The sequence below is a fragment of the Pseudoduganella rhizocola genome (assembly GCF_045984285.3).
GTDB lineage: Bacteria > Pseudomonadota > Gammaproteobacteria > Burkholderiales > Burkholderiaceae_D > Rugamonas.
In genome coordinates this window covers 1-11,851 of record NZ_JBJQIK030000012.1, presented here as the reverse complement: position 1 = coordinate 11,851, position 11,851 = coordinate 1, and the positions used below count along the sequence as shown (strand labels likewise).

Sequence of the window (11,851 nt, the reverse complement as noted above, 5' to 3'; positions counted from 1 at the left end):
TGGATCAAGTACATGAATCCGCTCTACATTATTTTTGCCGCCATTGTTCTCGACGCCGTCGGGATTGGCCTGATCTTTCCCATCCTGCCGCGCCTCCTCGAAGAGGTGAGCCAGACAGCCAATGTCGCGCCGTGGATAGGGAGCATGACGGCGCTGTACGCCGTCATGCAGTTCATCTTCGCTCCGGTACTTGGGGCCTTGAGCGACCGCCTGGGTCGCCGTCCCGTGCTCCTGGTTTCGCTCGCAGGCGCTGCGCTCAACTACGCCATCATGGCGTTCGCGCCCCAGCTTTGGATGCTGTTTCTTGGCCGCGCCATAGCCGGGCTGACGGGCGCCAATATGTCGGTTGCCATGGCTTACATCACCGATATTTCGCCGGAAGCACAGCGTGCAAAGCGCTTTGGCCTGTTCAACGCCATGTTCGGCATCGGCTTCATCATCGGTCCCGTGCTTGGCGGCATATTGGGCGACTACTCCTTGCGGTTGCCCTTTATCGCTGCGGCGGTATTGAACGCCGCGAACCTGCTGCTCGCGCTGTTCCTGCTGCCGGAGTCGCGCACACCCGGAAGAGGGCGGGTGGACCTGGCGGCGCTGAACCCCTTGCATCCCTTGCGCTGGGCGTTCTCGATGAAGGCACTGCTGCCCGTCACTATCGTGTTTTTCATCCTGAGCGGCACAGGTGAGGCTTACGGCACCTGCTGGGCGCTTTGGGGACAGGACGTGTTCCGGTGGAGCGGCATGTGGATCGGGCTTTCACTGGGAGCTTTCGGTGTCTGCCAGTCGCTGGCGCAGGCGTTTCTTCCGGGGCCGGCCGTCAGGCTGTTCGGGGAGCGCCGCGCAATACTGGGCGGCTTCGCCGCAAGCTGCAGCGGCTTGTGCGTGATGGCATTCGCCCGGCAGGGCTGGATGGTGTTCGCCGCGATGCCGCTTTTTGCGCTCGGTGGCGTCGGCATCCCGGCATTGCAGTCGCTGGCCAGCCGGCTGGTGGACGAAAACCGGCAGGGACAATTGCAGGGCGTGCTGGCCTCGTCGGTGAGCCTTGCTTCGATTGCGGCGCCGCTGGGTTTCTCCACCGTCTACCTGTTTGTCCGCGAGCAGTGGCCTGGCGCGGTGTGGTTTTCGGTGGTCGCAGCCTACCTGGCCGCGACACCGTTCGTGCTCAGGCTGCGTTTCGCGAAGAAGTGAATTCGGTAGCGTAGACAGCCAGTGCCGCCGCAGGGAAGGCAAGGCCCGCCAGCAGCACGCCATGCCAGCCGTGGTGCGCGAACATCCAGCCGCCCAGCAGCGAACCCAGTGCGCCGCCCATGAAGAAGATCGACATATAGAGGCCGTTCAGGCGGCTGCGCACTTCGGCGCCCAGCGCATAGATTGCACGCTGTCCCGTGACGAGGTTGGCCGATACGCCCATGTCGAGCACGATGGAAGCGCAGACCAGCAGCGCCAGCTGCGCGGTGTAGCCGCCGCTGGTGAACAGCAGCGGCGCGGCAAATGCGAGTGCGCCCGCGCCGAGCGCCATGGCGGTGGTGGAGCGGGACTTGCCCTGGTCCGCGCGGCGCCCGGCAATCGGCGACGCGATGGCGCCGGCCACGCCGGCCAGCGCGAACAGGGCAATGCCGGTCTGCGACAGGCCGAATGCAGGGCCGGCCAGCTCCAGCGGCACGGTAGTCCAGAACAGGCTGAAGGCGCCGAACATGCAGAACTGGTAGGCCGCGCGCCGGCGCAGGACAGGCGTGGTCTTCAACAGATGCCACATGGAGCCGAGCAGTGCGCCGTAACTCATGGCGTGCGCGGGCACGCGCTGCGGCAGCTTGCTGCGCAGGACCAGCGCAAGCACACCGGTGCCGATGGCGGAGATCACGAAGATGGCATGCCAGCCCAGGGCATCCGTCACGAGCGACGAGACGGGACGCGCCAGCATAATCCCCAGCAGCAGTCCGCTCATCACGGTGCCTACCGTCTGGCCGCGCGTTTCCGGCTTTGACAGGTGGGCGGCAAAAGGCACCACTACCTGCGCGGCGACCGAGCCGAGCCCGATGCAGAAGGCCGCCGCGAGAAAGAGCGCTGCGCTGTTGCTGAAGGCCGCAGCGAGCAGGGACAAGGCGGTGAGCGCAAGCGCGCAGAGAATCAGTTTGCGGTTCTCGACCAGGTCCCCTAGCGGTACTATGAAGATCAGGCCGAGGCAGTAGCCGATCTGCGTGAGCGTGACGATCAGGCCTGCCGCGCCGGGATTGAGGCCGGTGGCCTGGCTGATCGGGCCGACGAGCGGCTGGGCGAAATAAAGGTTCGCCACAATCAGGCCGGTGGCGATTGCCATCAGCCAGACCATGCCGGATGAAATATCGTGTTCTTGCTGGTTCAAGCGAATCCCCTGCGGATCGAAACCGGCAATTGTAGGGAATATTGCCGGCTCGCGCAGAGAACTCCCCAAATCCTTACAGCTGCTTGTGCACGTCCGCCAGGATTTCGTAGGAACGCAGGCGGGCCGAGTGCTCGAAGATCTGCGAAGTGATCATCAGTTCATCCGGCTTGGTGCTGGCGATGAAGGCCTTCATCTGCGCCTTCACCGACTCCGGCGAACCGATGGCGGAGCAGGACAGCACCGAATCCAGCATCGCATTCTCCTGCGGGCCAAGCTGGGCCCGGAAGTTCGCCACCGGCGGCGGCAGGCGGGAAGGGCGGCCGGTGCGCAGGTTGACGAAAGCCTGCTGCATGGAGGTGGCGCGGAACTGCGCCTCTTCGTCGGTATCGGCGGCGAATACGTTATAGCCCAGCATGACGTAGGGCTTGTCCAGCTGGGCCGAAGGCTTGAAGTTGTCGCGGTAGATGGCGATGGCCTGCATCATCATCTGCGGCGCAAAGTGCGAGGCGAAAGCGAAGGGCAGGCCCATATGCGCGGCAAGCTGCGCGCCGAACAGGCTGGAACCGAGTATCCACAACGGCACCTTGGCGCCCATGCCGGGAACCGCCATCACGCGCTGGCGCGGCGAGTCGGACATATAGTCCTGCAGCTCGGCCACGTCCTGCGGGAACTCGTCGGCGTCGGAACCAAGATTGCGGCGCAGGGCGCGCGCCGTGGTCTGGTCCGAACCTGGCGCGCGGCCCAGGCCAAGGTCGATACGGCCGGGGAACAGCGCCTCCAGCGTGCCGAATTGTTCCGCAATCACCAGCGGGGAGTGATTGGGCAGCATGATGCCGCCGGCGCCGACACGGATGGTGGATGTGCCGCCCGCCACATGTGCGATCACAACCGAAGTTGCGGCGCTGGCGATGCCCGGCATACCGTGGTGTTCGGCCAGCCAGTAGCGGTTGAAGCCCCAGCGTTCGCCATGCTGCGCAAGATCCAGCGTATTGCGCAGCGAGGCCGAGACGTCGCTGCCTTCGGCGATCGGGGAAAGGTCGAGTATGGAGAATGGAATCATGCCGGCCATGTTAGGCCCTTGCCGCCAGTATTCAAGCAAAGCCCTGTTGGGCAAGTGGGTTTGAAGCGGCCCCGTACGCAGTTTTTGAGAACGCGGTAGACTGGTCGATGTTGCATGAAGAAAAAATAAATCAACCCTTCGGAGACAGAGTTCCATGTTACGAAAGATCGCCCTTGCCACGCTGCTGCTGACCGGCGTGGCCCATGCCGCCCCGCCCAGCGAAGTGGCCCGTTCCACCGCCAAATATGCCCGCGCCAAATATGGCGAACAGGTGATTGGCAGCCTGGCGTCCATGGTCACTTACAACACGGTGGCCGACCCCAAAGTGCCGTCCGATCGCAATCCGCAGCATATCGGCTTCAAAAAATTCCTGAAGTCGGAGGCCGACCGCCTGGGCTTCGATTTCGAAGATTCCGGCTGGGTGGTAGTCATCGGCTACGGCAAGGGCGCGGAGCGCGTGGGCGTGGTGACGCATGGCGACGTGCAGCCGGTGGACCCGAGCAAGTGGAAGCAGTCGCCGTTCAAACTGGATCGCACGAGCGAGCCTGGCAAGCTGCTGGCCCGCGGTTCCGAGGACGACAAAGGTCCGATTGCGACCGCGCTGTATGCGATGAAGGCGATCAAGGACAAGAAGATCAAGCTCAACAAGCGCATCGAGCTCTACGTCTATATGGGCGAAGAATCGGACTGGACCGCGCTGGAAGAATACATCAAGACGCACAAGCTGCCTGAGGTGAACATTACCCTGGACGCCGAGTACCCGGTAGTGACCGCCGAGAAAGGCTGGGGCGCGCTGATGATGACGCTGCCGCCGGTGCAGGGCGCGGCGCCGCAAGGCCCCGTGCTGAGCGAATTCACGGGTGGCTTCTTCGGCAGCCAGATTCCGGAAGACGCCGTGGCCGTGATCGACAATGCCACGCCTGAGCTGGCCGAGCAGATCCGCAAACGGGGCGCGGCGCAGAAGGGCATGCAGTACACGCTGGGCTTTGAAGGCCAGCGCCTGCGCATCAAGGCCAAGGGATTGTCGGCGCACTCGTCCAAGCCGGAAGATGGCGTGAATGCGATCGGCATGCTGGCTGATGCGCTGGCGGTGCGCAGCTGGGAAGGCACGCAGGCCGGCAATATGGCCAGCCTGATCAACGAGCTGATCGGCACTGGCCTGTACGGCGAAAAGTTCGGCACTGCCGCATACAGCGACGGCTTCATGGGACCGATGACGGTATCGCCGACTGTGCTGAAGCAGACCGACAAGGGCCTGGAGCTGAACGTCAATCTGCGCCGTCCGCGCGGCAAGCCCGGTCCTGAACTGCAGGCGCAGTTCGAAGCCGCCTTCAACGCCTGGAAAGCTCAGCGCGCGCCGGAGGCAACGCTGCGCGCCATTATCGGCGAGCCATGGCTGCGCCCGGATGCGCCGCAGATCCCGACGCTGCTGAATGTGTTCTCGCACTACACCGGCATCAAGGATGCGAAACCGGTCTCGATCGGCGGCGGCACCAATTCGCGCCTGTTCCCGAACGCCGTCAGCTTCGGCCCGGCGATGCCGGGTTCGGTCTACACCGGCCACTCCGAGCACGAGTTCATCACCGTCAAACAGCTGATGCTCAACCTCGAAATGTACACCGCCGTCCTCGTCGAGCTCGCCCGCTAACGGCTGAGTCCGTGACATGACAAGGTGCCTGACCCCATGGTGTCATATGACACCATGGGGTCAGGCCCCTGTGTCAGTATCTCCGTATTAATGCGTTAAGATTGAAATTATTATTAGCTGGCTTTTATCGCAATATATTGTTGCGTGAATTCGAATATTTAATCCCCGCCTGAAAAATCCTTTCCAAGCAGTCCCGGTTTGCTTTACCATGGGAAACAAGGTCCAGCAAACATGCGGCCTTCAGCCAGTGCCAGGCTGATCCATCACGGCACTTATTCTTTTATTGGAAATACTCTGGCTTATTTAATAAGCCATTGGGGAATTTGTATGCCGCGATATTTGTTGTTGCTTCTCGCTATATTCTTCTCATGGTCGGCCAATAGCATGGAAATGAATGTCCCGCATGCGGTCGCATCGTCCGCAGCTTCTCAGCCGATACAGCTCAAGCAGGTTCCCAGGCGCGGCGCGCTCTACCGTGTGCGCCATGAGGGCAAGACCAGCTACCTGTTCGGCACCATCCACGTCGGCAAACAGAATTTCTTCCCCCTCGAACCGGAAGTGACCCGCGCGCTGGCGGATTCCAGCTCGCTGGTGCTGGAGCTGGATACGCGCGCTTACGAGCCCTTCCAGGTGGCGCTGGCCAAGTACGGCAGCTATCCGGCCGGGGAAACCATTTCGCAGCATCTGTCGCCGCCGGCGCTGGATAAGCTCAACAAGGCGCTGCTGAAGGCTGGCATGTCGCTGCGCAGCGTGGAGCAGTACCGGCCCTGGCTGGTAGCCAATATCCTCGTGGGCACCGAGATCGAGAAGCAGGGCTATCACCGCGCCAACGGCGTGGAAGGCTTCCTGCTGTCGGCGGCCGTAAAGCAGAAGAAAAAAGTGCGTGAGCTGGAATCTGCGGATTATCAGCTCAGCCTGTTCGCTTCGCTGGACGATGCCCAGCAGGAGCGCTACCTGCTCGAAAATATTGCCGAGCTGGATAACGGCATGGCGGTGAAGAAGTCGGCCGGCCTGATCGATGCCTGGAGCACCGCCGATGCGCCGCGCATTGCCGCACTGACGCGCGAGCTCACCACGGGCGACACGGTTTCCGCCACCTTCATGGACCGCACCCTGCTGCGCAAGCGCAATCCGGAAATGGCGGCGAATATCGAGACCATCATGCGCAGCGAGCAGGTCGCCTTTGTCGGCATCGGCCTGCTGCACCTGGTGGGAGAGAACGGCGTACCCGAGCTGCTGCGCCAGCGCGGGTACGAAGTGGAGAAAGTCTACTGATTACTGCCGGGTCAGCGCGCCATTGCTGTACATGACGCGGTCGCCTACCTTATATTCCGGCATCGACTCCACGTTGATGCTGCGGCTGCCGCCGTCATCGGTGCGCAGCGTTACGCGGTAAACCTGTCCGGTTCCGGTGCTGCCGCCGGCAGCGGCCGCTGCCACCGAACCACTTACGCCCACGCCCGCATCCTGCCGCGAGATCGGCTCGATCGATTGCACCGTGCCCGCCCAGGTCTGCGCGGTATTGGTCTGCATGCTGCTGTCGCCGGCGCTGCTCATTTCACTGCTGCGCGTGCTGGCACTGCTGCCACTGTCCCCGGTGTCCGAGCTGCCGCTTGAATCGGTGCCGGTATTGGCGCAAGCTGCCAGTGCGGCGCATGCTGCCACCAGAATTGCGTGCTTCACGTTCATGATAAGCCTCCATTGATGAGTTCAAAAAGACATCTTCACGGGCGATAAGGGATTGATTGTAGGTTCCTGTACGGAGGCCGCGCGCGCGATTGACTCAAATCAAAAATCCGTTCATCCACGACAGTAATAATTGCCCGATCAAGGACGCCGGAGGTGCCATGGCAATTCAGGAAACGGACAATGTCGTCAGCGGCCTGGTCGAGGCGGTATGCGGTGACGGACCGGGACATGAACGCAAGCGTTACCTGCTGCGCGAGGCTTTGTTCGGCCTGGTGCGGCTGGCGCAGGCGGAACAACTGGCCGCACTCCGGCAGGACAGCGAACGCGCCGCCGGCGCCGCGGCCACCTTGCGGCAGCGCCGCATGGCGCGCGCACTGCTGCGCAGGATAGGAGCGGACGTGAATTCGGGCCAGCGCTGCTTCGAGTTCTAGGCGCGCACCTTGCGCGTGGCCCACAGCACCCACATCAGGCTCGCCGTCACCAGCGCGGCGCTGCAATCCACCATCCAGTCGCTGGCCGCGCCGTGGCGGTAGGGCAGGAAGCTCTGCACCAGTTCATCGGCGGCGCCCATGGCGGCGATGGTCAGCACCGCCTTGCAGGCACGCTGCGCAAGGCTGCCCGTGCTGCCGGTGAAGATCAGGAAGGTAAGCACCGCGTAAGCGCAGGAATGCAGCACGATGCCCGAGGCCAGCTGTCCAACGTCCGCGCGCGCGCCGGGAATGGAACCTGCAACCACGATCATTGCGAACATGGCCATCGCGCTCCAGTAGCGCAGGCGGGCGAAGGAGGACGTGAGCAGCAGCTGTTGCAGGAAATTCAGCACGGAGGGAGATGAAAATGGCGTACGAGCGGCAACGATAGCATGCCCGCCGTGCGCACACAAAAAAAAGCCCGCTGATGACAGCGGGCGCAAACCCTGTTTGGGCCAAGAGATCAATTCGAGCGGTGCGCCGGATGCCGGCACACCATGTCTGCCATCACGCATATCGGTTGCATGTATCGCAGATGTGTCCAGTATATGCGCTCTATGTGACAGGGGCATGACGGTGCACAAATCGTGCGGGCAAAAAAAAAGCCCGCTTATTCGGAGCGGGCTTGAAACTATTATCTTGGAGGAGAATAGTGGAGACAGGTGAGATTATGCTGCGTCGCCACATATTCGTCCAATTTTCGTTTTCGATATGCGACATGCGATTTGTGAATATCTCTCAGTCGCGCACCGGCACGGTGTAGTTCAGCGCCATGCGGCCACCGTCCACGAACAGCGTCTGGCCGGTCATATAGCTCGCATCGTCGCTGGCGAGGAAGGCGGCGATGGAGGCCACTTCCTCCGGTTCGCCGCAGCGGCCCAGCGGCGTGCGGGACAAAATCGTATGGCGCGCTTCCGGGCTGCCCAGCACCGCCTGTTTCGCCAGCTCCGTGAGAATGGTGCCGGGACCGATGCCGTTCACGCGGATGCCATGCGGCGCCAGGTTCAGCGACATCACCTTGGTCAGCTGGTTCACCCCGCCTTTCGACACCACATAAGGCACCTGGTTCGGAATCGCCAGCTCGGAGTTCACGCTCGACATATTGATGATCGAGCCGCCCTGCTGCTTCACCATCACGCGCGCCACAGCCTGGCCGCAGAGGAACATCGATTTCAGGTTAATCCGCAGCACGCGGTCGAAATCTTCTTCCTCCAGTTCGAGGAAGCCCGCGGCATGGGTCACGCCTGCGTTGTTGACCAGGATGTCGATGGCGCCGAATTCCGCCAGCGTGGCTGCCACCAGCGCATCCACCTCGGCCTTCATGCTGACGTCGGCGCGGAAGAAGCGGGCGTTGGCGCCCAGCGCTTCCGCCGCGGCCTGGCCTTCCGGCTTGATATCGGCCAGCATCACGCGCGCGCCTTCGGCAACGAGGCGCCGGGCGCAGGCCAGGCCGATGCCCTGGGTGCCGCCGGTGACGATGGCGACTTTGTTCTGTAGTTTCATAATCCGCTTCCCTGCGATTCAAAGAAGCGGATTGTAGCCTAGAGGATCAGCGCCTCATTGGGCAGCTGGTTCGGCCGCGCGCCATCGGCCGGGAAGTGCTGCGTGAGCAGGGCGTTCAGCTGCGCCAGCGCGGCCAGCGTGCTGTTGTGGAACTCGCCCTGCGCGAAGCCTTGCGTCATCGTGCGGCAGATGGCCTGCCACTCGCTGTCCGCGATCAGGCGGCCCACATTGCGGTCGCCGATGATGTCCACTTCGCGCGCTGCCAGGTTCACGTAGATCAGCACACCGCTGTTGTCCTCGGTGTCCCACACGCCATACTGCGCGAACAGGGCGCGGGCACGGGCGCGGTTGCTCACGTCGGCGAACACTGCGCCCAGCGGCAGCGAAGGCTCCACGATCAGCCGCACTTCGGCGCGGTGCTGGCGCTCGCCTTCGGTGATGGCCTGCTCGATCGCCTTCAGTGTGGCAGGCGGGAAGCAGCGCCGGCCGGTGCCGGTGCCCACCATCAGGTGACGCCAGGCGCGCTTGCAGCGGCCCATGAAAGTCCTTGGAAGGGTGCTCATTACCAGTCTCCCGAGGCGCCGCCGCCGTCAAAGCTGCCGCCGCCGCCACTGAAGCCGCCGCCACCGCCGAAGCCACCGCCGCCGCCGCCGAAACCTCCGCGTCCCGCGTTATTCAGCGCGCTGCCGATAACGCTGCCAATCAGCACGCCGGTGGCGTCCGAGCCCCAGCTGGTGGTGCGCAGGCCGCGCCGGCCGCGTCCACGGAACATGGGCGCCAGCACAAAGACGCCGAACAGGATGGCGGGCCACACCCACCATCCCAGCTCCTCCTGCTGCTGTTGCGGGGCCTTCTTCGCTGCGGGCGGCGCCAGTTTTTCCTTGTCGATCAGGGTGGCGATGGCGCTCACTCCTGCCGTCAGGCCGCCGTAGTAATCGTTATTGCGGAAATGAGGTGCGATTACATCCTGCAGCACGCGCTTGGACTGGGCATCGGTCAGCGAGCCTTGCGTGCCGCGGCCCGATTCAATGCGCAGGCGGCGCAGGGCCGGGGGATTGTCCTTCGCCACCAGCAGCAGCACGCCGTCGTCGACGCCCTTGCGGCCAAGCTTCCACGCGTCCGCCACGCGGATGCTGAACTGCTCGATGGATTCCGGTTCCGTCTTCGACATCAGCAGCACGGCAATCTGGCTGCCGGTGCGGTTTTCGTACTCCGCCAGCACCGATTCGAGCGAAGCGCGCTGTTCGGGCGTGAGCATGTTCACCTGGTCGGTCACGCGTGTTTTCAGTTCGGGCACCTTGACCAGTTCCTGCGCGTTTGCGCTCAGCGCAATCAGCAGCGTGAGGCAGATCACGATCAGGGCGAACGCCACGCGCGGCAGCAGGCTGCCCGAATGCTGGCGCTCGGCGCGCGCCGCCATATGGGCGGCTACGGCGCCGCGCACGCGGTCTCGCAGGCGGCGCGAGCGGCGGACACCCTCCCGTTCATCGGTAATCTCCGCCGTGCCATTCCACTTGCCAAGCGAAGGATGCACTTCCTCGTCGCGCCTGCGGGCCATGGCCTTGCCTTACTTCTTGCCGAAATCGACGGTGGGGGCGGTCGAAATGGCTTTCTCGTTCTCTACCTGGAAAGTCGGCTTCACTTCATAGCCGAACATCATCGCGGTGAGGTTGGTGGGGAAACGGCGTGCCAGCACGTTGTAGTCCTGCACGGTGGTGATATAGCGCTGGCGCGCCACCGTGATGCGGTTCTCGGTGCCTTCCAGCTGCGACTGCAGGTCGCGGAAGCTGGTGTCGGCTTTCAGGTCCGGATAGCGCTCGGACACGGCCATCAGGCGCGACAGCGCGGAAGACAGCTCGCCCTGGGCCTGCTGGAACTTCTGGAAAGCGGCCGGATTATTCAGCACCTCGGGCGTCACCTGGATGCTGGTGGCCTGGGCACGCGCCTTGGTCACGGCTTCCAGCGTTTCGCGCTCATGCGAAGCGTAGCCCTTCACCGTGTTCACCAGGTTCGGGATCAGGTCCGCGCGGCGCTGGTACTGGTTCACCACCTCGCCCCAGGAGGCCTTGATGGCTTCGTCCTTGCTCTGGAACTCGTTGTAGCCGCAGCCGGTCAGCGATACAGCGACGAGGCCGATGGCCACCCACTTGGAAAACATAGGCATGATCTCTCCCTTTTATTGGTGTTTCGACTATACACCTGACGCCAAAAGCAATTTGTACGGTGAGGCACACAGTGGGGCCGCCGCGCGCTTTATAATGGTGGGTTTGCAACGAAAATAAAAGGGGTAGTCGTGAATTTTATTAACAAACTGGAAGCAGCCTGGGCTGCAAACGACTCCCTGCTGTGCGTTGGCCTCGACCCGGACCTGGAGCGCCTGCCGGCGCAGTTCCGCAACGGCCCGGACGGCATCACCCGCTTCTGCACCGAAATCATCGACGCCACGGCGGACCTGGCCTGCGCCTTCAAGCCGCAGATCGCCTATTTCGCCGCCCTGGGCGCGGAACGCCAGCTGGAAGACATCTGCGCCTATGTGCGCAGCAACTACCCCCAAATCCCGCTGATCCTCGACTCCAAGCGCGGCGACATCGGCGCCACGGCAAAGCAGTACGCGCGCGAAGCCTACGACCGCTACGGCGCGGACGCGGTCACGGTGAGCCCCTATATGGGTTCGGACTCGGTTGAACCGTATATGGAATGGAAGGACCGCGGCGTGATTGTGCTGTGCCGCACCTCGAATGCGGGCGGTTCCGACCTGCAGTTCCTGCAGGTGGATGGCAAGCCGCTGTACCAGCACGTGGCGAAGCTGGTGGCGGAAAAATGGAACGCCAACGGCCAGTGCGCGCTGGTGGTGGGGGCCACCTATCCCGAAGAACTGGCGCAGGTGCGTGCGATCGTGGGCGACATGCCGCTGCTGGTGCCGGGCATCGGCGCGCAGGGCGGGGACATTGCCGCCACGGTCAAATCCGGCCGCACGGCCGCCGGCGCCGGCATGATGATCAATTCCTCGCGCGCCATTCTCTATGCCGCGCCCGCGGCCGGCGAAGACTTCGCCATGGCCGCCCGCCGCGTCGCCGAAGAAACCCGCAACGCCATCAACGCCTACCGCTAAGCTACGGCTG

General features: G+C 63.3%; 13 protein-coding genes. 5 read left to right on the top strand and 8 right to left on the bottom strand.

Annotation, left to right across the window (positions count from 1 at the left end; all coding sequences use genetic code 11):
• The first annotated feature begins 3 nt into the window (after positions 1 to 3).
• Positions 4 to 1,185, top strand: a complete 1,182-nt coding sequence (locus ACJRPG_RS21515) for a TCR/Tet family MFS transporter (protein ID WP_408002249.1) — start codon at positions 4 to 6, stop codon at positions 1,183 to 1,185.
• Here ACJRPG_RS21515 and ACJRPG_RS21510 read toward each other — a convergent pair.
• Together ACJRPG_RS21510 and ACJRPG_RS21505 are read right to left on the bottom strand one after the other, a co-directional pair.
• Positions 1,160 to 2,326, bottom strand: a complete 1,167-nt coding sequence (locus ACJRPG_RS21510) for an MFS transporter (protein ID WP_408002248.1) — start codon at positions 2,324 to 2,326, stop codon at positions 1,160 to 1,162. The two genes, ACJRPG_RS21515 and ACJRPG_RS21510, sit on opposite strands and share 26 nt — an antisense overlap.
• A 106-nt stretch (positions 2,327 to 2,432) precedes the next feature.
• Positions 2,433 to 3,419, bottom strand: coding sequence for an LLM class flavin-dependent oxidoreductase (locus ACJRPG_RS21505; RefSeq protein WP_408002247.1), 987 nt, complete (start codon positions 3,417 to 3,419; stop codon positions 2,433 to 2,435).
• Positions 3,420 to 3,573: 154 nt separating this feature from the next.
• Between ACJRPG_RS21505 and ACJRPG_RS21500 the strand changes: the two genes are divergently transcribed.
• Entirely contained in the window at positions 3,574 to 5,067 is a 1,494-nt protein-coding gene (locus ACJRPG_RS21500) for a dipeptidase (protein ID WP_408002149.1), read from the top strand.
• Positions 5,068 to 5,451: 384 nt separating this feature from the next.
• Positions 5,452 to 6,342 (top strand): TraB/GumN family protein, encoded by an 891-nt coding sequence (locus tag ACJRPG_RS21495; RefSeq protein ID WP_408002148.1) that lies wholly within the window; start codon positions 5,452 to 5,454, stop codon positions 6,340 to 6,342.
• Here the strand turns inward: ACJRPG_RS21495 and ACJRPG_RS21490 are convergent, their stop codons facing one another.
• Positions 6,343 to 6,756 (bottom strand): hypothetical protein, encoded by a 414-nt coding sequence (locus ACJRPG_RS21490; RefSeq protein ID WP_408002147.1) that lies wholly within the window; start codon positions 6,754 to 6,756, stop codon positions 6,343 to 6,345.
• Between the two features lie 158 nt (positions 6,757 to 6,914).
• Here ACJRPG_RS21490 and ACJRPG_RS21485 point away from each other — a divergent pair, with 158 nt between their 5' ends.
• The gene (locus tag ACJRPG_RS21485; RefSeq protein WP_408002146.1) at positions 6,915 to 7,187 is read left to right on the top strand and encodes a hypothetical protein; all 273 of its coding nucleotides are present in this window, start codon (positions 6,915 to 6,917) and stop codon (positions 7,185 to 7,187) included.
• Here the strand turns inward: ACJRPG_RS21485 and ACJRPG_RS21480 are convergent.
• The 5 genes from ACJRPG_RS21480 to ACJRPG_RS21460 all read right to left on the bottom strand — a co-directional run bounded on the left by ACJRPG_RS21480 (position 7,184) and on the right by ACJRPG_RS21460 (position 10,893).
• Complete coding sequence (locus tag ACJRPG_RS21480; protein WP_408002145.1) at positions 7,184 to 7,579, bottom strand: VanZ family protein; 396 nt, start codon at positions 7,577 to 7,579, stop codon at positions 7,184 to 7,186. The two genes, ACJRPG_RS21485 and ACJRPG_RS21480, sit on opposite strands and share 4 nt — an antisense overlap.
• A gap of 385 nt (positions 7,580 to 7,964) precedes the next feature.
• Entirely contained in the window at positions 7,965 to 8,729 is a 765-nt protein-coding gene (locus ACJRPG_RS21475) for an SDR family NAD(P)-dependent oxidoreductase (RefSeq protein WP_408002144.1), read from the bottom strand.
• A 38-nt stretch (positions 8,730 to 8,767) separates the two neighbouring features.
• Positions 8,768 to 9,292, bottom strand: a complete 525-nt coding sequence (locus ACJRPG_RS21470) for a TPM domain-containing protein (RefSeq protein ID WP_408002143.1) — start codon at positions 9,290 to 9,292, stop codon at positions 8,768 to 8,770.
• The gene (locus ACJRPG_RS21465) at positions 9,292 to 10,287 is read right to left on the bottom strand and encodes a TPM domain-containing protein (RefSeq protein WP_408002142.1); all 996 of its coding nucleotides are present in this window, start codon (positions 10,285 to 10,287) and stop codon (positions 9,292 to 9,294) included. The genes ACJRPG_RS21470 and ACJRPG_RS21465 overlap by 1 nt, the downstream gene beginning before the upstream one ends.
• Before the next feature lie 9 nt (positions 10,288 to 10,296).
• Positions 10,297 to 10,893, bottom strand: coding sequence for a LemA family protein (locus ACJRPG_RS21460; protein WP_408002141.1), 597 nt, complete (start codon positions 10,891 to 10,893; stop codon positions 10,297 to 10,299).
• A 129-nt stretch (positions 10,894 to 11,022) separates the two neighbouring features.
• Here ACJRPG_RS21460 and pyrF point away from each other — a divergent pair, with 129 nt between their 5' ends.
• Entirely contained in the window at positions 11,023 to 11,841 is an 819-nt protein-coding gene (pyrF, locus tag ACJRPG_RS21455; protein ID WP_408002140.1) for an orotidine-5'-phosphate decarboxylase, read from the top strand.
• Positions 11,842 to 11,851 lie beyond the last annotated feature (10 nt).

What these genes read in the sequence shown, in the direction of transcription:
- ACJRPG_RS21485 (WP_408002146.1), top strand. Translation starts at nt 6,915, where the DNA reads ATGGCAATTCAGGAAACGGACAATGTCGTCAGCGGCCTGGTCGAGGCG.
- ACJRPG_RS21495 (WP_408002148.1), top strand. Translation starts at nt 5,452, where the DNA reads ATGGAAATGAATGTCCCGCATGCGGTCGCATCGTCCGCAGCTTCTCAG.
- ACJRPG_RS21465 (WP_408002142.1), bottom strand. Translation starts at nt 10,287, where the DNA reads ATGGCCCGCAGGCGCGACGAGGAAGTGCATCCTTCGCTTGGCAAGTGG.
- ACJRPG_RS21505 (WP_408002247.1), bottom strand. Translation starts at nt 3,419, where the DNA reads ATGATTCCATTCTCCATACTCGACCTTTCCCCGATCGCCGAAGGCAGC.
- ACJRPG_RS21460 (WP_408002141.1), bottom strand. Translation starts at nt 10,893, where the DNA reads ATGCCTATGTTTTCCAAGTGGGTGGCCATCGGCCTCGTCGCTGTATCG.
- ACJRPG_RS21500 (WP_408002149.1), top strand. Translation starts at nt 3,574, where the DNA reads ATGTTACGAAAGATCGCCCTTGCCACGCTGCTGCTGACCGGCGTGGCC.
- ACJRPG_RS21470 (WP_408002143.1), bottom strand. Translation starts at nt 9,292, where the DNA reads ATGAGCACCCTTCCAAGGACTTTCATGGGCCGCTGCAAGCGCGCCTGG.
- ACJRPG_RS21490 (WP_408002147.1), bottom strand. Translation starts at nt 6,756, where the DNA reads ATGAACGTGAAGCACGCAATTCTGGTGGCAGCATGCGCCGCACTGGCA.
- ACJRPG_RS21475 (WP_408002144.1), bottom strand. Translation starts at nt 8,729, where the DNA reads ATGAAACTACAGAACAAAGTCGCCATCGTCACCGGCGGCACCCAGGGC.
- ACJRPG_RS21510 (WP_408002248.1), bottom strand. Translation starts at nt 2,326, where the DNA reads ATGGTCTGGCTGATGGCAATCGCCACCGGCCTGATTGTGGCGAACCTT.